This is a genomic window from Armatimonadota bacterium, from assembly GCA_029907255.1.
In the GTDB taxonomy this organism is placed as follows: Bacteria; Armatimonadota; UBA5829; order DTJY01; family DTJY01; genus JAIMAU01.
In genome coordinates, this window is sequence record JARYMF010000004.1 from 79,833 (window position 1) to 103,888 (window position 24,056).

Sequence of the window (24,056 nt, forward strand, 5' to 3'; positions counted from 1 at the left end):
GCAAGCGCTTTTACATAAAACAGTTTTTGAAAGGAGATTACGCAGTGAAAAAAAGCCTGCCTTCTTTAATTGCCATATTTCTGTTTTTAATATCGGCAATTTGCGGAAATGCGGCCGAATTTCGAGCCTTCTGGGTTGACGCCTGGCATGCCGGTTTCAAAACCCCCGAACAGACCACTGCCATGGTCAACTACGCCAAGGCGTGCAATTGTAATGCCGTTATTGTCGAAATGGAAAAAGCTGGTGATGCATATCATCCCTCAAGCTATTTTCCATGGGCAGCTGACGCTAATCCATCCTACGATGCCCTAGCGGATATCATCAATAAAGCCCATGCACAAAATATAGAAGTACATGCTTGGTATTGCGTCTACCGCATATGGACGCAAACAGTGCCGCCGCCTCAACCTAACCATGTCTACAATCTCCACCCCGAATGGCTTAGCGAGACTAGCACAGGGGTTAAACTCTCCGGTACCTCGAGCTATCTCGACCCGGGCGTCCCTGCAGTCCAGGACTGGCTAGTAAATGCCTATTTGGAGGTAGTTCAAAACTACGACATAGACGGCATCACCTTCGACCGCATCCGCTATCCCGGCACAGACTGGGGCTATAACCCAATAGCGGTAGAGCGCTTCAATAAAGAGTTTGGAACCACAGGAAAACCAAACGCTGGAAACGATGACTGGAGCAATTGGCGGCGGGCACAAATCAGCGCATTTGTCAAGAAATTCTACTGCAACGCCATGGCAATCAAGCCACAGCTAAAAGTTGGTGCCGCAGTGTGGAAGACTTCGCTGACCGGTAGCCGAGATTACCTCCAAGATTGGGACGCATGGATGGCAGGCCACTATGCCGACTACATGTGCCCAATGAATTACACAACAGACAATGCTGTCTGGCGTTCGAATAATCAGGATAATCTTCTCCATGCCTATGGCAGGCACATGTACGTTGCCCAAGATACATGCAGCAATACGGTTAGCAATACCAACTACCAACTCAAGGACGGCAGGTCAACAGGTCTTCTCGGATTAAGTTTGTACAGCTACAACTGCGCTGTTGGAACTACGCTACAGTCAGTCCTAACAGACCCCAGCACCGGCGCATTCCCCACCTGGGTCGAACCAACCCCAATGACATGGAAGACCAACCCAACATACGGGATACTCAAGGGAACAGTTACCGACTCATCAAACGGCACTGTATTATACAAGGCGACCGTCTCTATCTCGGGTGCCGGTCTTTCGACCACTTCAGACGGAACAGGCTTCTACGGCATTCTTGATGTAAGCCCTGGCACTTACACAGTTACATGCTCAGCTGATGGTTACGTAAGTCAAAGTGCCACTGGTGTAACTATTACCGCCGGGGCAGTCACCACCAGGAATTTCTCTCTCGCCCCTGATGGTGTGCCGCCCGTCCTGAGCAACATCCAGGCGACAAATATTCAGGCTACTAATGCCATTATTGTCTGGAACACAGACGAAAATGCAACCACCCAAGTCGAGTATGGCCCGACGCCTTCATATGGTTATATAACGCCAGAAAACACAAAGCTAGTGACCAGCCACTCAGTCCAATTGGTTGGCCTCGCGCCGAATACTCAGTATTATTACCGAGTAATATCCAAAGATGGAAGCGGCTCCACTGCTGTCTCAACCCCGCAAACATTTACAACAATAGGCTATGACATTCCGGCAGACATAATCAAAGATAACGATGACACCACAGGAGTAGTATTCGTAGGAAGTTGGATTAGGAGCACTTCTTCTACCGAGAGATATGGTGCAAGCTATCATTACTGCTCGGGCTACGACCAAAGTAGGAAATGCACTTGGTACCCAAACGTAATCACAGCCGGCAGGTACAACGTTTACGCTTGGTGGGTTGACGGTGCCAACAGAACTACCCATGCCCCATACTTTATCCAGTGGAGCGGGGGTTCGATGAGCATATCAGTCAACCAGCAAGACCCAAATTCTGGCGGGAAATGGCAACTCCTCGTAGCCAATGTGCCATTCGCAACTGGAACAGCAAATGGCTGGGTCAGACTCAGTAGTGCCGGAGTTGAGACAAGCCTAAACGTAATCGCAGATGCAATCAAGCTTGAGTTCGCCGAGGATAGAGTGCCGCCATCAGTGCCAACAAACCTCTCAGCACAAGCTGTTTCCACTAGCCGAATTGATTTAACCTGGACCGCCTCGACCGATAATGTTGGCGTAGCAGGTTACAAAATATATCGTAACGGCGGCCTCATAGGCACAAGCACGACTACAAGCTTTTCAGACACCAACCTTGCAGCAAATACATCTTACACATACTCCGTCTCAGCTTATGATGCTGAATCAAATGACTCTGGCCAATGTGCGCCAATTTCTAGGTTCACATTGCCTATTGCACCGTCATCTGGAAGCGTAACATGTAACAAATCTGTGAACACTTGGTACTCTTCAACAACCTTCGTTTTTAACTCAACAGAAAGTTTCGGACCAGGGACTCGCCAATATTACCGAATCCATTGGGATACTCAGCCCACACACACATGGACAGGCGGCGAAGAGCACTGGAGCTCTGGCGCCTTAGAGCTATCTTGCGAGGATAGCGGTTCATACTACTTACACCTCCAAAGCTGCAACGGCGATGGAATACCAAACGGAACACTTGATCTCGGACCATACAAGTACGATGCAACAGCACCTGAAATGGGCGCTGTCTCCGATGACGGAGCATATACAAACGCCGCTGGTCAACTTAACGCAACGTGGAGCGGCAGCGACCCTGAATCCGGAATCGAGGAATATCAATATGCAGTTGGCACCTCGCCAGACAACCTTGGCTCCGTAGTGCCTTGGACAAGTGCAGGAACAAGTACATCCGTTACTACCACTGGTATTAACCTTACCTCAGGAGTCACCTACTATATAGGCGTTAAAGCAAGGAACGCGGCAAATGCTTGGTCCGCAGTCTCAGTATCCGATGGGATAATGGCAGCCGATGTGGTCGAGAAAATCTCTGATGCAAAGGCACTTCCAAATGGGCGAGCCGTAATCATCCCACAAAAAGTGGTTAGCGCTGACTTTGACAGCTATTTCTACATTGCGGAACCGCTCGCCGCACCGGAAATCCCTCAATATGGCGGAATAAGGGTAAACGGTACCGCCCCTGATCAAGGGACAAAGGTTGATATCGGAGGCATAATTAGCCTAATTAATGGAGAACGAGTCATTACCAATGCCTCAATAACTCCAAATGGGGTTGCAAGCATTCCTGGGCCATTGTTGCTAATTAACCTAGCTTTGGGCGGTGGGGAATTGAATCCATATACGCCTGGTGTCACCGGCGGTTTTGGAACAAACAATATCGGAATGCTTGTGACTGTAACTGGCAAGGTTAATAATCCGCCAGGAACTGGCTTTTTCTACATTGACGACGGCTCGCTTCCAGGCGGCGTCAAGATAAACTCGGAAAAACTTAACACAAAAATCCCCGCACAAGGCGATTACGTTGTCGTTACTGGAATCAGCTCAACCGAAGTAGTTGGAGGAACTGTGTATCGGGTCGTAATCCCAAGAGGCGACTCCGACGTAACCATCTATCATTAAGTAACACTAGCTTCAAGCCTTCAAAGAAAATAATAAATAATGGCCGACTCACCAGAGGTCGGCCATTTCTTTTTATTAAGGGGGATTTTAGATTTTACCAAACAGCATTAATCCGCCAATAGCAATAAAAAGCAGACCAGCAAATTGATGTATGCGATTCATGGGAATTATTTTGGTAAGCACATCACCAACCAACACGCCAACAAGCGTCACAACTGCAAGCGCCGAAATAGCCCCAAAAAGCACGACGAAAGGTTTGCCGCTTTTTGCTGCAAGAGCCATGCTCATTAATTGCGTTTTGTCACCAAACTCGGCGATTAGTATCAAGAGAAAAGCCCTCAACGCAATGTTGCCTGCGATTTCATGTGACATCTGCTCGTTTTACCCCCAGCAATTATTTTTTACTTTGGCCTTAGCTAAATAGCAATGGCACAGACTTGTAATTATATTTCGCCGGGGAACAAGCCGTCAACTGATTTGGTGTGAATTATTAGATTTTGTTCGTGCTCGCTCAACCTCGCCAACTTCTAATTCATCAACATAAACCTTCTGAACGCCCGGAGTGCCGCGAGCAAGAAAAAGCGCTATGTCGCGCTGTTCTAGTGTGTTGACCCTGCCAATCAAATAAACAACATTATCAACAACATAAGGACTGATTGGCAGATCACCTATCCGCTTGTCCTCGCTCAGACGAGACCTGACTGCAACTTCCAGCGCCGCCTCACGCACACCCATCACGCTCTACCCCCTTACCGACCTCAGAAATGCTTAAAGCCGCATGAAACTTAAAAGCAGATTGTTGGCGTGGAGTTACCCTGCACTTTATTCATTAGTACTAATTTTTATTCCCCATTGAATGCAGACCCAAACTGATGAGCTTTATAACTACAAAAAGGGTTACTAGCCAACCCTTTCATATTTGCTCACTAAAACCATTAGAAGCGAAATATCAGCAGGAGTTACCCCAGGAATGCGTGCTGCCTGTCCAATGGAAGTAGGCTGTATGCGACTGAGCTTTTCGCGCCCCTCATTGGAAAGTGACGTAGCAGAGGAATAATCGAAATCCGAAGGGATTCTAAGGCTTTCTAGTTTTTTCTGTTGCTCGACCTGCAAAAGCTGGCGGCGGATGTAGCCTTCATATTTAATTTGAGTCTCAATTTGTTCGCGGACGTCGCGTGGAAGCTGTGGACCATGGCCATTGAGACTCAATATATCAGCATAGCGAACGTTCGGACGGCGAAGTAGCTCCTCAAGAGATGTCCGCCGTTGCAGGTTTTCAATCCCAAGTTTTGCTAGGGCTTCCGTATCCGACGGTTTTATAAAAGTTTTCTTAAGACGCTCCATTTCTTGACTTATTTGCTCTTGTCTAGCAGTGAATCGCTCCCATCGCCCCTGAGTAACGAGACCTATCTCACGGCCAATTGGGGTCAGCCGCGCGTCCGCATTATCCTGCCGTAGCAAGAGCCGATGCTCTGCGCGAGAGGTTAGCAATCTGTAGGGGTCATTCACACCTTTTGTTACCAAATCATCAATCATTACCCCGATATAAGCCTGCGAGCGGTCGAGTACGATGGGTTCACGGCCCTGAACTGCAAGGGCAGCATTGATTCCAGCCATTAGTCCTTGAGCGGCAGCTTCCTCATAGCCTGAGGTGCCATTAATCTGACCGGCAAAGTAAAGCCCCTCAACGAGTTTGGTTTCTAGGCTTGGCTTGAGCTGGGTTGGCGGCGCAAAATCATACTCAATAGCGTATCCAGGTCGGATTATATGAGCGTTTTCCAAACCAGGTATCGAGTGTATCATCTCAATTTGGACGTCCTCAGGCATGCTTGTTGACATTCCCTGCACATAAACCTCATCGGTATGCCAGCCTTCCTGCTCAAGAAAGACCTGATGCCTTTCTTTGTCAGGGAATTTCACCATTTTGTCTTCGATAGACGGACAATAACGAGGCCCAACGCCCATGATGGAGCCGCCATACATTGCAGAGCGGTGAAGATTTTCCATTATGATGTTACGCGTCTTCTGCGTCGTATAGGTGAGCCAGCAAGGAAGTAGGCCTTCTCGACGCACCAAAGGCGTTATAAACGAGAAAGCTAGGGGCTCGTCATCAGAGGGATGTTCTTCAACCTTTGAGAAATCTATGCTTCCCTTGTGGATTCGCGCAGTTGTGCCGGTCTTTAGCCTACCTAGTTCAAAGCCAATCTCAATTAGGCTTTCAGAGAGCTTGTCGGCGGCGAATTCGCCGGCTCGGCCTGCAGGAAACCTCACTTCGCCAATGTGGATAAGACCCCGAAGAAAAGTGCCCGTAGTGAGGATAACCTTTTTCGCTAAATACTCTACCCCCGTTTGGCTTACTACGCCAACTACTCTGTCGTTCTTAACAAGAATTCGCTCAACCATTGCCTGCTTAAGGTCGAGGCCAGGTTGAGACTCGATGGTTTGCTTCATTATAGATTGATATAGTCGCTTGTCGGCTTGTGCCCTAAGCGCCTGGACTGCTGGCCCTTTGCCAGTATTTAGCATCCGGATGTGAGTATAAGCAGCATCGATTGTCAAGCCCATCTGTCCACCTAGTGCGTCAATCTCGCGGACCAGATGGCCCTTGGCAGGTCCTCCAATGCTGCAGTTGCACGGCATGACCGCTATGCTATCTATGTTGATTGTCAGGAGGAGGGTCTTGCAACCCAACCGAGCTGCCGCAAGTGCAGCCTCACAACCAGCATGACCCGCTCCAACTACAATGACATCGTATTTCATAGCACCTATATTATACCATACTGCCAATTCAGAGTCCGCCTAAAGCACTTGTTTGATTCTAGACCATTCGTTGACTTGCAGTCAGTTCAGAGATAAAAGCGAGAATTGAACGGCAAATCAGGCATAAATACGGGTATTAAACTGGTAATGTTGACAACTTCCACGCTGGATAGTCAATGGAATAACGTTAACGTAGACTCCGTTTGGAACGGCGGATTCCCAATTTGATGAAACCTAGAACCAATTTAAATGGCATTGTTATGGATTATTACCGGAACGCAGTGCGTTCAGCCTGGCAGTCAAGAATTGAATCACTCACGGCTGTAACCGCAAGCAACGCCGAGCTTTCTGGTGCAATTCCATTGCCGTTTAAAAGCGGTTATTCGGCAATTCCGCACGATGCCAACGTGAGCCATACAATATTAACTTCAAAACAGATAAAGGAGGCCGATGACGAAGCAATGGCTCTGGCAGAGTTAGAAAGATTTGTAAGGGACGAGGGACACGCTTATTTTCAATTAAAGTCGCCGCTTCTAATAAGGCTTTATCTGCCGCGCCCAAATGGCGATACAGTGCGTGCACTCTGTACATCAGGAGATATGGGATGCTCAGGAGTCAGGGTATACCTTCCATCGAGAATGGACCTCAAGCCTGGCGTAGCTCTGGATCTTGACCTTTTTGTTAATAAGAAAAATAATCCAGTGGCTATTAAGGGCGTAGTTAGCAAAATTGAGCATAAATGCGAGAAAGAACTTGTCCGCTATGCCATTGATATCCGATTCGGCCCATTAAACGCCGATGCATTGCATAAAATCACAGAATATGTGAAATCTCAAGCTTAAAAGAGAAATTCAATGCAAAAGGCTAAAGCTGGAGGGTGATATAATCACCCTCCAATTTTTATACCTTTCCGTCATCCACCACCCTATAAATCACAATTCCACCTTGGTCAAATGCTGGCTTCAGATAATCAACCTTCCGCTCGCTTAGATTAACAGGCTTAAAACCAGGCGAACTTTCCTCACGACATTCAACAACCCAGCTTATTCGGTGTTTCCGCAAAAAAGTCCGCCTCTCGTCATCAGAGGTGTCAGGAACATAGAAGCGCCCAACTTCCAAAAGCTTATCCCAAAAACGCACTGTTTCCCCCCAGTGGCCGCAGTACACAGTGCGCCCCGTGAACCCCGGAACAAGCACCGAAAAGCTCGGCGGGCCAAGGATTGCCTCATCTGGTTTCGCATGAGCCCGCAGAAATGAAAGAGCATTCAGCTCAACCTCGGAAATGTAAGGCGTGTGAAACGCTGTTGGCACTTGGTTTTGCAGAATGTCACCAATATTCCACGCTATTACAACCATGTTTGATGGAACCATCGCCAGCAATATAAGTGCAGAAAACAACGTCCGATATTTATCTTTCAGAATACGGCTAGTTACAGCAGTCACGCCCATTGTCGCTAGAATGCTCAGCGGTATATGTGTTCCCATTATGAGCTTTCTTTGGAAAGTTACAGGAAGATATGCCGCAATGAAGCCAGCCAAACACCAGCAGACGAGAAGGTTTAAGTCATTATTCCTTCTCGACTGCCACACCCCAATAAGCGCAAACACAAGAAGAAGTCCATAGCCAGTAATATACCAAACAATACTAGGCGAAGTCGTCGGCACCGCAGCACGCATCCTAAAGACGGGCTCACTTAAAAAAAAGTACGCCTGATATGCTATCGCAGGCGATGCAATTAGCAAAGCGGTTGCGCCTCCAACCAAAACTCTAGAATTTCGAGGTTTTAATGCCAGCTTGAGTAGCGAATAGAACGCCCAAGTAAGACCAAGTGGGATAATGTCGTAGGTATGGATGTTCGAAAGAAGCAATAAGCCCACACCAGCAAATATGGCATGCTTCCATTGGCCTATTGTTGCGAATTTGTACAGCCAAAAAATAATTCCTACCATTAGCAAGGTTGGAAAAGTATACAGAGGACTTAGATAAATACTGAGAAATGTGATTGCTTCTGGTTGCCACAAATCCACTGGGGCATTCGTTGAATGAGGAACCCCTACAAATAGAAAGCCCAAACCAGCCGAAGTTCCTGTGATTAACAAACAAAGACGTCGGGACGACTTATTTTCAATCCAGATACTAGAAAGAATGTATATAGCAAGCAAAAGCGCAAAGCCGCTGATAACCCTTACGATGTGAAGCATTGCCGCAAGCGGCAAATGTGCAAAATGAGCTAACTTTCCGAGCACATAAAAGAAAATATTGAAACCTTTGCCTATCTGGGGTTCTGTTGTAAAGAGATTTCTTATAAAAAAATTTCCATCAGCGGCCTGCCGCATCCAAGAAAGATAAACGCACATATCATCGCCATTGTGCATAAACCCAATGAAGCGATAACCTGGCCCTGCGAAGGCATAACCTATTGCATAGGGGACCATTGTCCCAAGCACAATGGCTAGAGATACCCATATCACCCATTTCCATTCACTTCGGCTAATGGATGTTTTATCCATCTTCGCTACCTGCGTTTCCCCGCTTAATGCTCGCAATGCCTACGCCAAACAGAACAACCAGTGCGCAACATGCTAGCCAAAGTCCCCTCTTAAATGACTTTGGACGGTACGAGAAAACCACCTCATGCTTTCCGGCTTGAATCGCTACTCCTCGGAAACAAAAATCCACCTCAAATACGCGTTTTGGCTCCCCATCTACCAAAGCTTCCCAACCCGGATAAAATTGGTCAGTGAGTATTAAAATGCCTGGTGCACGAGTTCTCACGCTTACTGTCACTTCATTCGGCCTATATTTGGTAATCTTTACATCCTCACTCGCCATATCCACCTTCAGCGAGCCCGGACGAAGTGCTTCTAGCAGAAACTCGGAGTCGCCTAGCGCTGTTGTACGCAGGTCCACCTCGCCGCGCTTTATTCTGCAAAGGCATTCATCGTCCCCCACAAACTCTACCTTATGCACTATAAACGCTCGTGGAAGAACACCTTCATTCTGATACAAATAACAACCATCCATCTCTAAAGGCTTGCCCCCCAGGTGTACTAGAGAGATAATCCAACGAACCCCAAGCAAATCGTAGATGGGCGAAGCGGAATTGTGAGCAAAAACCATGTTGCCGTTCTCACGCGGCGATGAATCCCTGCCGGCAGCTGCATCAAGCAATTTTTTATATCTGAGTGGATAGAGCGCCGAATAGCCTTGAACGTCCTGCAAGCCATAAACCATTGCCGAGTTAGGTGGAAGCACAGCTTTCGGATAGGCGCGGAGGTCCCACTTCGAGTTCAGAGGCATAATTCGCCACAAGCCCAAATCACCCCTGAGGAAATTCGTCAGGGTGCCCTCAGGATAAATCTGAGGCCGAACACAAGTTTGGTTATACTTTATCCCAAATACAAGCAAGTCCGCGATGAGTAAACCTATTAATAACCCTCCGCAAAAAGCCCGATTCAGCTTCCCCGAAGCGAGAAGCACCATAAGCCCAAAAGCTCCAAGGAAAAATGGCGGGAATAGCCAGGTCACCGGAAGTGATATCTCAAGCAGGTCAATTGCACCAAATTCGCTCCGTATGCGCTCAAAATTTAGCTTTAAAAGAAGAAGCCCTATGAGTAGAATTGATATAACTATAAGTAAAATTCGAATCAACGTTTGATTAGCCTTTTCTGGCTTTTGATTTAAGAGCCGCTCAAAGCCCAGCGCACCAAGTATGGTTAGCGAAAACATATAGATAAAGAGTGCCCTTACGGGAGAACCTGAGCGTGAAAATCCAGGGACTCCAAAGTAGAAGATTCGATTAACGGCGGTGCCCATTGCCATCAAAAGACCCAGAACGGCAAGGCAACCGAAAAACCAAGCATATTGCCGCCGCTTACCACCACACATAAACGCAAGCGGTGCGAGGAGAAGAGGCAAAATTCCCATGTAACCACAATAATCAGCGTATTCACCTACACCCCAATAGTCGAAATCGAGCTTCGACGGATTGCCATAAAAGTCAGGAAGCAGGAGCGTAATAAGGTTTGCCGGGGTCATTGCTGTAGATGAATACGCCTTATATCCACCGCCAATCCTATGCGACAGAGCCGCTAGTTCGGCGGTCGGAAGTATCTGCGGTGCTGCAAGGGCAAATCCAATAGCAAACGCAAAAATGCCAAGCCCCAGTGAGCAGACAATTCTAGTTTCCGAGCGTCCAACAAAAGCCAGATAAACTAAGAACATAGCGGACACAAGCAGACAGTAAAAAGCAATCTGTGGATGTCCTGCTATGAGTGAAAGCGCTATCATTACTCCGGACACGGCAGCATAGATTCTCGAGCGTCGAACAAGAGCCAATCGCAAGAAATGCAGCGTAAGAGGAAGCCAAATAGCAACAGCCAAGAAGTTGGGGAGCTCCAACCAAACAACAGCAAAACCGCCTAGCATAAATGTGATTCCGCCAAGCACCGAAGCCATCGAGCCCAATCCAATGCCCCTTAGGAAAATGTAGGTGAATACCCCCGCCGCAAAAAGGTGAAGTGCGGCAAGTATACCAAACGCAACGTCGGCCGGGAGCAAAGCGAATAGGAGATTTGGTGGATATAGTACGGCAGTCTGGGGATCTGCAAGGAAAGGCATTCCACACATCTGATATGGATTCCAGAATGGAATATCTCCAGACCTTATAGACTCACCTAAGAACTTCCTAGCAGGGTAGAAGTAGGCAATCGAATCCCAAGTGAGCGCATTCCAATGGACCGGGTCCGGCGTCGCTACGCCTGCCCTCCATGGCGACATGTGGCCAAGCATACCACCCGGCAGAAGTGTCCGTGCGCCAAATAGAACCGGCCAAAGAAAAACAAAAGTAAGCACGGCGAAGATTAAAAACGGCAAGAGCCTGCGAATCATTTATATCTCAACGCTGCCCACTGTAACCTATCCCTATCAAGCTTACACCTATGCAAATCAGAAGTAAGCCCGGCACTGCAATTAGCGGAACTTTCTCACTCAAAATCAGTGCCGAAAGGATTACGACAAGCACATAGCTTAAACTAATCATTGGATAGGCGAAGCTCAAGTCCACTCTGCTCAGAATGATGATCCAAGTTATGGCGCTGAAGGCATAAATCATCAATCCAGCAAAAATATACGGCGTGAACATTGCCCTGATGGCACAAAAAGCCGCCTCAAAAATTGAATGATTGGGCTTAATTAAGCCGCCAAGCTTTGATGTGCCAATTTTTAAAACTATCTGACCAGTCGCCGCAAGCATGACGTTGAAAAGGATCAATGCTATAGAAAGCAAAGATGGCTTACCCACAAGTACCTCCCTAAAAAATAAGCCCCGAAACCGAATATGCTGAACCACGGCCGCTGGCCGTATTTTCCGGTCTCAAGGGCTCAGTATTAATGCTCTTATTGAAAAGCCAACCTGTCGAGGTTAAACCTTCAACAGCTCTTTAGCTTTGTCCACCGCACTCGCGGCATCCGGCGCATAACCATCGGCGCCAATCTCGTCGGCATAGTTCTGCGTTACCGGCGCCCCGCCAATCATGACGTTTACACCATCCCGCAAGCCAGCCTCAGCCAGTGCATTTATTGTGTCTTTCATTGCCGGCATGGTAGTCGTAAGAAGCGCCGATAAACATACTAGCTTTGCATTCTTTTCTTTTACTGTCTGCACAAATTGCTCAGGCTTGACGTCGACGCCGAGGTCGATAATCTCGAAGCCAGCGCCTTCGAGCATCATGGCAACCAAATTCTTGCCAATATCGTGGAGGTCGCCCCGAACCGTACCAATTGCAACTCTTGCGATTGGCTCAACACCGGTTTCAACCAGCCTCGGCTTTAGGACCTCCATGCCATTTTTCATGGCGCGAGCCGCAATGAGCACTTCAGGCACATAGAACTCGTTGTTCTTGAACTTCTCACCCACTACGCTCATGCCCGCTACTAAGCCCTTGTTTAGTATGTCTTGGGGACTTTCGCCCTCAGCCAGGGCCTTTTCAGTGAGCTCTCGAACAAGTGGAGCTTTGCCGTTAATCAGCGCATTGGCTAGCTCCTCGTAGTTGAACATTCAGATACCCCCTATGCAGTATTTATTTGTCTGACTCTTCTCCTTAATCGGGCTTGCTAGCTTTAGGGGATTGAATCAGCAACCATCTCACCTAACAAGCTAGCCCACCCCATCAAGGAAAACACTTTGCGAACCTGTGTCGGGCCAAGGACCGAACATCAGGGCTTCCGCAAACTTTTCCTGAAAACTAGAGTCCGTTGTCAGCTCTACATACTCAATTGACTGAGCGATCCGGTCAGCCTCGGACCTCTCGTCAGTTGAAAGCAGTGCAAGCTTCGCACCTTCGCCCGCCGCATTCCCTACCGAATGTACCTTTGATAATGGCACATTTGGTATAAGCCCAGCGGCAATCGCGCTCTGCTTGCGCATATAATTGCCGAATGCCCCCGCGAGAACTACCGCCGATAAATCATTCGGCACAATATTTAGGCGCTCCATTAACGTACGAATTCCAGCCGCAATGGCTCCCTTTGCAAGCTGAACTTCGCGCACATCCCTTTGTGTAATCACCACCGGCGTCCCATGCGCCGAATGTTCAGCACTTGCCAGAACAAATCCCCCATCCGTGAGTCTGGCTTTAAGACCACCGTAATCAGGCGGTACTTCATCAACATCTACTATTCTTCCACTTTCCTCCAGAATTCCTGCTTTGCGCAAACAAACAATTGCATCAAGAAGGCCGGAGCCGCAAATACCAACCGCCTTTGCGCCATCCACAGTGCTAAACTCTATATCTCCATCCGTAATCCACACAGAATCAATCGCGCCAGAAGCAGCTCTCATCCCGTGCTTGATATGCGCTCCCTCAAATGCTGGACCTGCTGCCGTTGAGCACGCAAGCATTCGTTCTTTCGAGCCTAGCACAATTTCGCCGTTTGTGCCTATATCTACCGCCAACACGATGCCGTCGCTCTTGTGGATGGCGGTAGCAAGAATCATGCCAACTGTATCTGCCCCTACATATCCAGCGACATTCGGAAGTACGTGCACCAAGCCAGCTGAATTGATTCTTAAACCAAGGTCGCCCGCATCTAACGTCATACTGTGACTGAATGTCGGAACATAGGGCGCCTGCGCCAAATGCCTCGGATCCACACCTAGCAGTAAATGCGTCATGCATGTGTTGCCAACGACAACTGCTTCATATATTTTACTCAACGACACATTTGCTTGTCTAGCCAATCTGCCAGCGATTCTGTTTAGCTCTTTGACAACCGCCGTTTGAAGCCACTTAAGGCCCTTGGGCTCCTGCATCGAATAGCTAATTCGGCTGATGACGTCCTCACCTATCCGAGCCTGAGGGTTGACGGCCGCCGTCACCGCTAATTGAGAACCATTGGTGAGATCAAGAAGGTAACCTGCAATCGTCGTTGTCCCTATATCAAAGGCAATTCCATAACATTCCTGCGTAGCCTCTCCACCCTCAACGGAAATAAGCTTTCCATTCGCAAAAACACCTGTCGCTTTAAATCCCGATTTGCGCAGTTCGCATCCAAGGTTTTTTAACAGCTGAAGCGAAGGCGCAAAGCCAGTCTTTATATCGAAGACATCCAATATGCGGTCAAGATCCGAACGCAGGTCATCCACGGTAGGCTTAGGGATTACTGCGTAGCGCTTGGTAATATTCGGCTTGAGAACGAAGTCTCTAGTCGCCCCAGTTACGAGTATCTTGTCCGTCGCCTTGAATTTGTGATCGCGGGTGAAAATAACTGCATCTCTATCGAGGATAACTTGACATGCAAGCCGGTAACCCTGGGCAAGTTCAGACTCAGTTAGACCTGCCTCATCAGCAGGTGTGGGCGGAGGTGCACCTTCCTGAAAATAGACAAGACACTTGGCACAGCGGCCCTTCCCGCCACACGGCATGGTTATTCCTTTTCCCAATATATCAAATGCATAACGAAGAGGAGTGCCTGGCGAAAGCAAAGCAGATCGCCCTGAAGGGTAAATTGTTATTCTAATTTTTTTCGAGTTCAAGTTTTGTAGCTCTCCAGGTGTTTCTTAAGTAGAAATTCAAAATAAAGCCCCTAACTGGAACTTCTCAGCGGAATCTTAGAAGTAGACAATGTTTTTACGTGCTACCTCATTGGAGGGATCCTCTTCAAGCACCGACATGAATTCCTGCTTTGCCTCTTCTATCATTCCAAGCATTGCATAGGTAAGAGCAAGGTCATTCCTGGCATCTAGGTTCGATGGTTCAATCTCCTTAGCTTTACGGAGCATCTCGAGCGACTCATCGAACATGCCCGTAAAGCCATATACCAAGCCAAGCTGCCTATAAGCCTCACAATTCATGCCGTCGAGCTTGATTGCTTCCTGCAGCTCAATTATGGCTTCATCATATTGACCGGCTATTTTAAACTCTATGCCCCGTTGTAGATGTTCTTTAGCCTCGCCCATCTCCAAACCTCGTGCTCTTAGCACGCGAAAGGAAATAATAAAATTATAAATGCGGTTTGTATTTGTTCAGACTCTTTATAGTCGGGATTTTACAGCCGGAGATGGGGCTCATTCTACCAGGGCTTATATTAAGTATAGCATCTTTCGGCAGACTAATCAAGATCGACAACTATCGAATCGCATGCCTGCGGTTATATGTCTTCCTCGTGCAAATTCCGTAGCTGTCATTCGTCTGCGATTCTCCGGCTGCACCTCCACTAAAAGAATTGCGCCATCTCCCGTTCCAACCACAATTCCCTCCTTTGAAACTTCTATGATCTCACCCGGGCTAGCCTCCACATCCCTATCTACGCGGCGGCATAACCAAATTTTAAGCGGTGAGCCCTCAAAATAAGTATATGCTCCGGGACGTGGTGTGCACCCTCTTATCCTATTTACAATTTTATCCGCTGGCTGAGCCCATCGAATTTCACAATCCTCTTTTTTGACTGAGGGAGCATGGGTAGCCAACGAATGATCCTGCGGCTTCGGTTGAATTTTACCCTGTTCAAGTCCATCAAGAGTCTTAATTAAAAGCTCTGCGCCAATATTAGCAAGCCGCTCTTCAAGCGTACCTTCATTGTCCTCGGGAAGTATCTCAACTTCCTGCTGAAGAAGAATCGGCCCAGTATCCAAGCCCGCATCCATTAACATAGTTGTGACCCCAGTTTTTGTCTCCCCTTCAAACAATGCGTGGTGCACCGGTGCAGCTCCCCTATATTTCGGCAAAAGCGAAGCATGAACATTTATGCTGCCGTATTTTGGTATGTCGAGAAGCTTTTGCGGTAGTATCTGGCCAAATGCGGCGACAACTATGACGTCGGGAGATAGTTCCTCGACAAGTTTGATAAAGTTCTCATCCCTAACTTTCTCAGGCTGGTAGATAGGCACACCAGCTTCCAACGCTACTTCTTTTACCGGAGACATACTAACTTCCCTACCGCGTCCCTTGGGTCGGTCTGGCTGAGTAACGACTCCGATAACCTCATGCTGGGAGTTGAGAAGGGCTTGGAGTGTCGGCACTGCAAATTTTGATGTGCCCATGAAAAGGATGCGCATCTTTTTTATGCCTCTATCGCTTCCTCTTCCTCTGTGGCTGTGACATAGTGCAGCGAATTTGGCTCAGCTCTATCAATAAACAGCACTCCATTTAGATGGTCTAGCTCATGCTGGATAATGCGCGCAGTTAATCCCTCGGCTTTAATCTTCACAGGCTTTCCTCTTTCATCTAAACCCTTAACCTCAATTTCATTTGCGCGGCGAACCTCACCTTGCAGGCCTGGCACACTGAGGCATCCTTCAATGCCAACTTGCTCACCGCTGGCATGCACGATTTTTGGATTGATAAGAACCTTTGGCCCTGTTCCGTCATCAAACACAATAACTTTCTGCAGGACCCCAATCTGATTTGCAGCAAATCCCACACCATTTGCCTCATGCATGGTATCAATCATATCGTGTATCAGCTTTTTCGTATTCGTATCTACTTTGGTTACGGCTTTAGCCTGTTGTCTGAGAACAGGATCCGGATAGGTAACCACATCGCGCGCCGCCATTTCTTTACCTCTTAATTAAAGCGCTTTAATGCCATCATACTCCAACACGGCTTTTCCCAATTCAAAGCTTTATTATAACATTGTAATTGGATCAACGTCGAGAATGATGTTGTTTGCAACCATATCAGGAAGCCTATTGTATACGTTGTTGATTATCTCCTGCATGGCAACTTCGCCATGGTATCGGATAACCATGTGCCAGCGATATTGACCTTTTAATTTGGCAAGAGGGGCCGGCGCAGGACCCAGAACATCTACCATGCCGGCTGGAAGTTCGGGGGCAATCTCATCCATAAATCGTCTGATGCGGTTTTCCGCGGCTTCTTCGATAGGGTCTGTAGAAATAACATTTATTAGCCTCGAGAAAGGCGGGTAGCTTAATTCGCGCCTATTTTCAATCTCCTGTTCGTAAAAGCTTATATAATCTTGAGCCGACGCAGCTTTAATCGCATAGTGCTCTGGAGAGAATGACTGAATTATTACCTCGCCAGGGACTTCCCCCCTGCCTGCCCGCCCGCTCACTTGAGTTAAAAGCTGGAATGTACGCTCAGCAGAGCGAAAATCCGGAAGATGAAGAGCCGTATCTGCGCTTACCACTCCAACCAGCGTAACGTTTGGAAAATCAAGTCCTTTCGCCACCATTTGCGTGCCTACCAGGATATCGGCTTCGCCCTTACTAAACGCATCCAGAAGACGGAAATGTGCACCCTTAGAGCTTGTTGTGTCCCTATCCATCCTTATTACCGATGCATTGGTGAAAATACGCCTGGCTTCTTCCTCAACTCGCTCTGTGCCTATCCCAAACTGCCGAATATGGGGCCCGCCACAATTTGGGCACAGCGTAGGCGCAGGCTGGCAAGCGTTGCAATGATGGCAACGGAGAATCCGTGGGCCGATATGGTAAGTAAACGAAACAGCACAATTTGGGCAAGTGGGAGTATATCCACATGACCTGCAAAGAATAAACGATGCGTAACCCCGCCGATTAACGAAAAGTATTATTTGCTCGCGCTTCCCTAGGCGACTTTCAATTGCCTCCCGAAGTCGATTACTAAATATCTGCAGCCGTCCATGTGCGAATTCAACGCGTTGGTCAACAATCTCCACTTTCGGAAGTGGCCGATCGTCAACACGGTTTGCTAAAACCGCAAGGCCAATCTCGCCAGACTTTGCGCGGTAAAATGTCTCAACTGCAGGCGTCGCACTTCCAAGCACCACTGACGCCGATGCTTCTCTTGCCAATTCTTCTGCAATTGTTCGAGCATTATATCTGGGCTCACGCTCTTGCTTGTATGATGGTTCGTGTTCTTCGTCAACAACTATTAAACCCAAATTACTTACGGGCGCAAAAATTGCCGAACGTGCGCCAAGTACAACTTTGGCCTCTCCACTTTCAATTCTTCGCCATTCATCATAGCGCTCTCCAACCGATAAATGGCTATGAAGAATGGCAACCTCTTCGCCAAACCTTGCCCTGTATACTTCTAGAAGATGGGCTGTAAGGGCAATTTCAGGCATGAGGACAATTGCCGTCTTGCCCTGTCCAAGTGCTTTTTGAATGCTTTGGAGGTATATCTCAGTTTTTCCACTGGCAGTGACGCCATAAAGTAACGTTGTCTGCGGGCTATTTGACTCTAGCCCCGAAACAATTACTTCTAGCGCGGCCTGCTGGTCAGGTGTTAATGTTAAATCTGGCTTTCGAGACCCACGGACAGTTTCAAAAGGCTTCCGCCGTATGCAAATGTCAACTTTCTCAACTAGCCCCTTCTTGACAAGCGAATTGATTGGCGATGTTGTACTTTGAACTCGGTTTAGCAACTCAGCTTGGCGCACAATGCCGCCCGCCTCAGCAAGTTCTCGGAGAATCTCAGCCTGCTTTGGAGCACGCTGAAGGATATCCGGCTTAGCCTCTCCAGCCGACCTGACACCGCGCACTATTCGGGGCTTGGCTTTTGGGAGGTCGAGAGTCCGAAGAATTTCAACGGCGCCTCGGTCCCTCAACTGCCTTAGCGAGGTAGCAAAACCGTCGAGCCGCACTTTTGCCTTTAGAATCTCATATTCCGCCTCACCGCCCATTGATTCGAGCATCGCAACTATCTTAAGTTGTTTTTGGGATAAAGACGAAGCTTTTGAAGCATCAATAAGTCTAATAGTTGTTGTTATTGCCCCACTCATTGCCTCCGGAACAACGGCGCGCATGGCTTGCTGGAGAGGAGCGATATAGTAGTCAGCCATCCACGAAATAATATTAAGAAGCGAAGGGGTCAGCGAACAGGCATTTGGAATAACAGAAAGGATATCCTTAACCTCCGTGATATCAGTCGGGGCATTTTCTGTAAGAGAAAGAACATATCCAATATGCTCTCGTCCTGCGAACGGAATAGCAACACAAACTCCTGCACGTACGGCGTTCCCCAGCTCGGGAGGAACGCCGTACGTAAAAGCCTTTCTTAAACCAGGAGAATCTACTATGACGTTTGCATACACCTATAATCCCGCTTCTTTGCGCAGGGTTTCGGCCATATCGGTTTCCTCCCAAGGCACTCCCAAATCGGTCCTGCCAAAATGGCCATAAACCGCTGTCTGTCTATAAATGGGACGGCGTAGGTTCAGCTTCTTAATAATCCCGCCAGGTGTAAGGTCGAAATTTTTTGTTACCAGCTTGCAAATCTCGGAATCGGGGATTTTGCCGGTGCCAAAAGTCTCAACTAAAACTGAAAGTGGCTCCTTTTCGCCGATGGCATAGGCTACCTGGAGCTCGCACCGATCTGCCAAACCCGCAGCAACAATGTTTTTTGCAATATAACGCATCATATAAGCTGCAGAGCGATCAACTTTTGTCGGGTCCTTTCCACTGAAACAACCGCCGCCATGCCTTGCCATACCCCCATAAGTATCTACGATGATCTTGCGTCCTGTCAGGCCGGTATCCGCCCTCGGCCCACCTATGGAAAAGCTTCCTGTGGGGTTAACCAAATACTTTGTATTTTTATCGAGCATTTCAGGCGGGAGCACTGGTTTTATGACTTGCTCAACAATATCGGTAAAGATTGTGGCTTGAGGTATGTTTTCTTTATGCTGAGCTGCGATTAAAACCTTGTCAATTCTAATAGGATTGTAGCCTTCGTACTCTACGGTAACCTGGCTTTTGCCATCCGGTCGCAGATAATCTAGCACACCATTCCTTCTGACAGTTGCTAGTTGGCGAACAAGTTTGTGAGCTAGCATTATCGGCATTGGCATAAGCTCTGGTGTCTCCGTGCAAGCAAAGCCAAACATCATTCCTTGGTCGCCCGCACCGCCAATATCTACGCCTTTTGCAATATCGCAAGACTGCTCTTGTATTGCCGTAAGGACACCAACATTTTCGTAGTCAAAGCCGTATTTCGCCCGCGTATAGCCAACCTCCTCGATTGTATGTCGAACAATTGCGGGAATCTCTACATAGGTCGAGGTAGTAATCTCTCCGGCAACTATGCATAGACCCGTGGTAACGAGAGTCTCGCAGGCTACCCTACCATTCTCATCACCCTCAAGAATTGCGTCGAGGATAGAATCTGATATCTGGTCTGCTAACTTATCAGGATGCCCTTCGGCAACCGATTCTGATGTGAAAGTATATCTGCCTTTTTTCAACTGTGCCCTCCGTTCAAATGCTCTTTGACCCAGTCGAGAATACGAGCTGCAATCTCCGATTTCAACATCCTCGGCAGGTCATGCGTCGTGCCATCTTTTTCAATAAGTGTAACCTCGTTGAAATCCGAGCCGAAGCCAATCTCCGGCTTTGACACATCATTGGCTACTATTAGGTCGAGGTTTTTTTTGGCTAGCTTTTGCCGCGCGTTCTCCAACGTATTTTCTGTCTCCGCCGCAAAACCAATGAGGATACGATTATTCTTGCGCCTGCCTACCTCGAACATTATATCTTTGGTGGGCTCAAGTTCAAGCACCAAAGCCTCGTCTGCCTTCTTGATTTTCTCAGGCGCCGGCGACTTTGGTGTATAGTCCGCAACCGCCGCTGCTCCTATAATTACGTCCGTATCGGATAGTCGACCTAAAACTGCTTCCAGCATTTCAGCCGCTGTTCGAACGCGAACCAACTCTACCCCCGCTGGTTGCGGAAGTGTTGTTGGTCCAGAGACTAGGGTAACTTTAGCTCCACGATTGGCTGCTACTTGAGCAATGGCATACCCCATCTTGCCAGACGACCGATTGCTGATAAATCGCACCGGATCAAGGGGCTCCTCGGTAGGCCCTGCAGTCACTAGTATTCTTACGCCTTCCAAATCGCGGGGACCGCTAACGCATTCAACGACTGCTTGTACAATTGCTTCTGACGACGCCAGGCGACCCACAGCCTCGACGCCGCACGCTAGGCGCCCGGTTTCTGGTCCAACGAAGCGGTATCCCAGCGATTTTAGTCTTTCGACATTCGCTTGAAGGACGGGATTCTCCCACATCTTATAGTTCATCGCAGGTGCAATGATCACAGGAGCCTTGGTAGCCATTACCATCGTTGTGAGCATATCATCCGCTATGCCAGCCGCAACCTTTCCAATAAAGTTTGCTGTAGCAGGGGCAATGAGGAAAACATCAGCCTTGTCTGGAAGCGAGACATGAGCGATTTCATACTCTCGCGGCTCATCCCAAAGCCCAGTGATAACTTGATTTCCTGTAAGCGCGCGGAAGGTTACCGGTCCGACGAACTTTGTGGCATGCTCTGTCATTACAACATGCACAGTTGCACCCTTGCGGATTAGTAAACTGCATATCTCCGCAGCCTTGAAGGCCGCTATGCTGCCTGTCACCCCAAGGATTACGGTTTTTTCTTTTAAAGCTTCAGCTGTCATCGCGTATCCTTGCGCGCTCAGCCAATATTATGGCGCGAAGATTATCAACTGCAGATTCAATTTGATCGTTTACAACCAAATAATCGTATTGAGGTATGTACTCTAATTCCTTACGCGCATCCTTGCACCGTCGCTTGATGTCCGATTCTTTATCAGTATATCTAGCACGTAGACGCCTTTCAAGTTCCTCTAGCGACGGAGGAGCTACAAAAATCATTATGGCTTCTGGAACCTTTTGCTTAACTGTAAGGCCGCCTTGAACGTCAATTTTAAGGACAACATCAATGCCTTTTTCTCGAATTGCCAATACCTCTTTGAGTGGCGTGCCATACAAATGACCGTGAACACGGGCGAACTCGAGGAATTCTCCTCTAGCAATCATTGAGCGGAACTCTTCCTCCGAAACGAAATTATAATCCAAACCTCGGCGTTCGCCCTGCCTGGGCTCACGAGTAGTGTATGTGACACACCGCTGGATGTGTGGACACACTTGCTCAAGTCGCTCAAGAAGGGTGTCCTTGCCTACGCCTGAAGGGCCGGAAAGTACAATTAGCATTCCTTTCCGGGTCATGAATTTTCTAAGTCTAGCTTCGAGGTCCAATGGCGTTACCGAATGTTGAGTTGGTAAGAGATTCTAACATGGAGAACACCAAGTGTCAAATAAATCACACCTACTCCAATCGTAATACAGTGCCCTTGAGAGCGTCAAGCCTAATATGAAGCACGCCACGGCGGATGGGAAGTACTTCGCCAGTAACAAGGTCCTCAGCATGCGAGTAGTCGCCAAGGCTCGGAAGGAGCGTTATCTCGGTGTTAATGGTTTGGTAGTTAGTGTTGAGTACCCAAAGGAAATCGCCCGAAGGACCCCGCTGGATTCGAGCTTTGACAAATGTATCGAGAGGCTGAATTAAAGGTTTTACTCCCGCATACCGAAGGGCATCACGGATAAGTAATTCAGGCTCATGGTCAAGAGTACGGTAATAAGTAGCCCCAGGGAATGTGCCAATTAACCTAGCCTTTCCTTTGCCAAACAAGTTGTCTACAACCGCTGCTGTTCCATCTTCGTATCGGGCAACAACCTCTCCGGTTGTCGGAATGAGCTTCTCCTGATATACCGAACAGTTGATCCTCATGCTGTCCCAAACAATGGATGGCGGAGCCGCTCCGCCCTGCATTAGAGTCGGAACATACTCCATTTCATCTTCTACCGCGCCAAAGACTTCATCTAAGCCCATCCCAGGAATGCGCATGCTGGTGTAACCATGATCGGTAAAGTGGCCTGGAGCTGCATCCGAGACTAAAACTCCACCTTCGGCAACATATTTCTTCAGCGCCTCTGCATGAGCTTTTTCAATCATCAGTGGAAACGGCAAGAAGACTAGCGGATATTCACCTATATGCTCGATTGTGCAAAAGTCAACTTGAAGGTTTACGTTCCAAAGCGCCCGATAAATTCCAAAGACTGAATGCGCATAGTGGTCTGTTTTGCCATCTGCAACAAAGCAAAATAGTTGCGATTCTGGCAAAACGAGAATGGCTGCTTCACCCTTAATTGGCTTGGCTTCCGCAAGCCGAGCATCTGAGTTCATGAAACTTGCAAACCACGCCGCAGCTTCTGTTCGGTCGCTGGGCGTTCCATCTAATCTGCACAAGCCAAAACCTGGCGACTCAGGGCCAAGAAGCTCGGGCCGCCACTGCCAATACATTAGTCCTTTTGCCCCACACATGAAAGCTGTCCAGTTCCAGATTGTTGTGTCTTCAGCCCGAGGGGTTCGGCTCCTTGCAAGACCATTTCCGCTCTGCCCGCCCTGAAGTTCGTTCTGCCAGAATTGCTTCCCATTTGCTGCTGAGGCAGAACGCACCAAATCAAGCATTCGGAAAAAATCACTCGAGTGCAGATTTGCCCACATAGGAAATGCAGAAAGCCCCCACTGGTCAACCTCTGCCGCAATGTCGAAATCGTTTGTTAAATGAGTAGGCATGCCCTGCAAAGTATAGGCAATCCCATGGCTAGTCAGTGGGTGTTTTTGGTCAACCGAGCGAAATACCTTAATGCGCCAGCGCATAAGGTTTCGTTGGTTTTCCAACCGGAACTTAAGCCAGTCAAGCCAATCGGGATATGAACCCCAATACCTAGGTGGGTAAACTTGGCTCCAATCCGAGTAACGACGGTACCAAGCCTTATTCAGCTCCTCAATCGTGCCATAGCGTGCCTCGAGCCATTCAATAAACCGTGCCTTTGTGCCGTTGCAATAACAAAAGAATCTTCCCTCAAAACCAGGGTGGTTTAGAGGTTCGAAAAATACCTCGTTCCAAACGTCATATCCCCAAAGATTTGGGTGGTCCAAGTACCGCTTAGCCACTTCCACGAGGAATTTTTCCGCCATCTCACGCACTGGCTCGTTATCAAAGCAGAGACCTGGCCAACCGCCTCCTGGAGTATTTGACCGCGCAATAGGCTCAAATACTTGGCCATCTGAAGCAACGTAGAGGGCATCTCTATGACGCTCAATTAGCCAATATGGCGCATTTTCTAAAATAGTATTGATGATAAGCTTAATTTTATACTTTTCAGCCAGCTCAAAAAGACGGTCGAAATGGGAGAAATCGAAGGTGTCATCAGACGTGTGCATCCAGTTCCACATCGCCCATATCTTCGCAATCGTGAAACCGTGCTCAGCCATTACGCGAAAGTCTTTTTCCCACTCGCTCTCTGGCGGGTTGGGAGTTCGATAATATTGTGCTCCGTAAGGAAACATATTCACCCCCTCTAAATTATGATATAAT

Annotated in this window: 18 protein-coding genes; 2 read left to right on the forward strand and 16 right to left on the reverse strand. The window is 48.1% G+C overall.

The window, feature by feature from the left end:
- The first annotated feature begins 44 nt into the window (after positions 1-44).
- On the forward strand, positions 45-3,605 hold the full coding sequence (locus QHH26_04360; GenBank protein ID MDH7481197.1) for a family 10 glycosylhydrolase: 3,561 nt from the start codon (positions 45-47) through the stop codon (positions 3,603-3,605).
- A gap of 87 nt (positions 3,606-3,692) precedes the next feature.
- Here QHH26_04360 and QHH26_04365 read toward each other — a convergent pair whose 3' ends face one another.
- From QHH26_04365 to mnmG, 3 genes are all read right to left on the reverse strand, one after another.
- Positions 3,693-3,977 (reverse strand): TMEM165/GDT1 family protein, encoded by a 285-nt coding sequence (locus QHH26_04365; GenBank protein ID MDH7481198.1) that lies wholly within the window; start codon positions 3,975-3,977, stop codon positions 3,693-3,695.
- Positions 3,978-4,073: 96 nt separating this feature from the next.
- Positions 4,074-4,340 (reverse strand): BON domain-containing protein, encoded by a 267-nt coding sequence (locus tag QHH26_04370; protein MDH7481199.1) that lies wholly within the window; start codon positions 4,338-4,340, stop codon positions 4,074-4,076.
- A 165-nt stretch (positions 4,341-4,505) separates the two neighbouring features.
- A complete protein-coding gene (gene mnmG / locus QHH26_04375; GenBank protein ID MDH7481200.1) occupies positions 4,506-6,365 on the reverse strand; it encodes a tRNA uridine-5-carboxymethylaminomethyl(34) synthesis enzyme MnmG in 1,860 nt (619 codons plus the stop codon).
- A 227-nt stretch (positions 6,366-6,592) separates the two neighbouring features.
- Here mnmG and QHH26_04380 point away from each other — a divergent pair, with 227 nt between their 5' ends.
- On the forward strand, positions 6,593-7,207 hold the full coding sequence (locus QHH26_04380) for a hypothetical protein (protein MDH7481201.1): 615 nt from the start codon (positions 6,593-6,595) through the stop codon (positions 7,205-7,207).
- A gap of 58 nt (positions 7,208-7,265) precedes the next feature.
- On the opposite strand, the gene QHH26_04385 is transcribed toward QHH26_04380, so the two are convergent.
- From QHH26_04385 to QHH26_04445, 13 genes are all read right to left on the reverse strand, one after another.
- Complete coding sequence (locus tag QHH26_04385) at positions 7,266-8,876, reverse strand: hypothetical protein (GenBank protein MDH7481202.1); 1,611 nt, start codon at positions 8,874-8,876, stop codon at positions 7,266-7,268.
- Positions 8,869-11,256 carry a YfhO family protein gene (locus QHH26_04390; GenBank protein MDH7481203.1) on the reverse strand — a complete coding sequence of 796 codons (2,388 nt, stop codon included), beginning with the start codon at positions 11,254-11,256 and terminating at the stop codon, positions 8,869-8,871. Before QHH26_04390 ends, QHH26_04385 begins: the two co-directional genes overlap by 8 nt.
- A gap of 7 nt (positions 11,257-11,263) precedes the next feature.
- Positions 11,264-11,668, reverse strand: a complete 405-nt coding sequence (locus tag QHH26_04395; protein MDH7481204.1) for a hypothetical protein — start codon at positions 11,666-11,668, stop codon at positions 11,264-11,266.
- A 120-nt stretch (positions 11,669-11,788) separates the two neighbouring features.
- Positions 11,789-12,424 (reverse strand): corrinoid protein, encoded by a 636-nt coding sequence (locus QHH26_04400; protein MDH7481205.1) that lies wholly within the window; start codon positions 12,422-12,424, stop codon positions 11,789-11,791.
- 99 nt (positions 12,425-12,523) lie between these two features.
- On the reverse strand, positions 12,524-14,401 hold the full coding sequence (locus QHH26_04405; GenBank protein ID MDH7481206.1) for an ASKHA domain-containing protein: 1,878 nt from the start codon (positions 14,399-14,401) through the stop codon (positions 12,524-12,526).
- Positions 14,402-14,476: 75 nt separating this feature from the next.
- Positions 14,477-14,824, reverse strand: a complete 348-nt coding sequence (locus QHH26_04410; GenBank protein ID MDH7481207.1) for a tetratricopeptide repeat protein — start codon at positions 14,822-14,824, stop codon at positions 14,477-14,479.
- A gap of 156 nt (positions 14,825-14,980) precedes the next feature.
- Positions 14,981-15,922, reverse strand: coding sequence for a methionyl-tRNA formyltransferase (fmt, locus tag QHH26_04415; GenBank protein ID MDH7481208.1), 942 nt, complete (start codon positions 15,920-15,922; stop codon positions 14,981-14,983).
- A gap of 5 nt (positions 15,923-15,927) precedes the next feature.
- Positions 15,928-16,419, reverse strand: coding sequence for a peptide deformylase (gene def / locus QHH26_04420; GenBank protein ID MDH7481209.1), 492 nt, complete (start codon positions 16,417-16,419; stop codon positions 15,928-15,930).
- Between the two features lie 72 nt (positions 16,420-16,491).
- Positions 16,492-18,906 carry a primosomal protein N' gene (gene priA, locus QHH26_04425; GenBank protein ID MDH7481210.1) on the reverse strand — a complete coding sequence of 805 codons (2,415 nt, stop codon included), beginning with the start codon at positions 18,904-18,906 and terminating at the stop codon, positions 16,492-16,494.
- A complete protein-coding gene (gene metK / locus QHH26_04430; GenBank protein MDH7481211.1) occupies positions 18,907-20,055 on the reverse strand; it encodes a methionine adenosyltransferase in 1,149 nt (382 codons plus the stop codon).
- Entirely contained in the window at positions 20,052-21,269 is a 1,218-nt protein-coding gene (gene coaBC, locus QHH26_04435; GenBank protein MDH7481212.1) for a bifunctional phosphopantothenoylcysteine decarboxylase/phosphopantothenate--cysteine ligase CoaBC, read from the reverse strand. Before coaBC ends, metK begins: the two co-directional genes overlap by 4 nt.
- Positions 21,259-21,840, reverse strand: a complete 582-nt coding sequence (gene gmk, locus QHH26_04440; protein ID MDH7481213.1) for a guanylate kinase — start codon at positions 21,838-21,840, stop codon at positions 21,259-21,261. Before gmk ends, coaBC begins: the two co-directional genes overlap by 11 nt.
- Positions 21,841-21,940: 100 nt before the next feature.
- Positions 21,941-24,028 (reverse strand): beta-galactosidase, encoded by a 2,088-nt coding sequence (locus tag QHH26_04445; GenBank protein MDH7481214.1) that lies wholly within the window; start codon positions 24,026-24,028, stop codon positions 21,941-21,943.
- Positions 24,029-24,056: the final 28 nt, after the last annotated feature.

Coding starts and splice junctions, on each gene's coding strand:
- mnmG (MDH7481200.1), bottom strand. CDS start 6,365: ATGAAATACGATGTCATTGTAGTTGGAGCGGGTCATGCTGGTTGTGAG.
- QHH26_04380 (MDH7481201.1), top strand. CDS start 6,593: ATGAAACCTAGAACCAATTTAAATGGCATTGTTATGGATTATTACCGG.
- QHH26_04390 (MDH7481203.1), bottom strand. CDS start 11,256: ATGATTCGCAGGCTCTTGCCGTTTTTAATCTTCGCCGTGCTTACTTTT.
- fmt (MDH7481208.1), bottom strand. CDS start 15,922: ATGCGCATCCTTTTCATGGGCACATCAAAATTTGCAGTGCCGACACTC.
- QHH26_04400 (MDH7481205.1), bottom strand. CDS start 12,424: ATGTTCAACTACGAGGAGCTAGCCAATGCGCTGATTAACGGCAAAGCT.
- QHH26_04370 (MDH7481199.1), bottom strand. CDS start 4,340: ATGGGTGTGCGTGAGGCGGCGCTGGAAGTTGCAGTCAGGTCTCGTCTG.
- QHH26_04365 (MDH7481198.1), bottom strand. CDS start 3,977: ATGTCACATGAAATCGCAGGCAACATTGCGTTGAGGGCTTTTCTCTTG.
- QHH26_04385 (MDH7481202.1), bottom strand. CDS start 8,876: ATGGATAAAACATCCATTAGCCGAAGTGAATGGAAATGGGTGATATGG.
- gmk (MDH7481213.1), bottom strand. CDS start 21,840: ATGACCCGGAAAGGAATGCTAATTGTACTTTCCGGCCCTTCAGGCGTA.
- QHH26_04445 (MDH7481214.1), bottom strand. CDS start 24,028: ATGTTTCCTTACGGAGCACAATATTATCGAACTCCCAACCCGCCAGAG.
- coaBC (MDH7481212.1), bottom strand. CDS start 21,269: ATGACAGCTGAAGCTTTAAAAGAAAAAACCGTAATCCTTGGGGTGACA.
- def (MDH7481209.1), bottom strand. CDS start 16,419: ATGGCGGCGCGCGATGTGGTTACCTATCCGGATCCTGTTCTCAGACAA.
- QHH26_04410 (MDH7481207.1), bottom strand. CDS start 14,824: ATGGGCGAGGCTAAAGAACATCTACAACGGGGCATAGAGTTTAAAATA.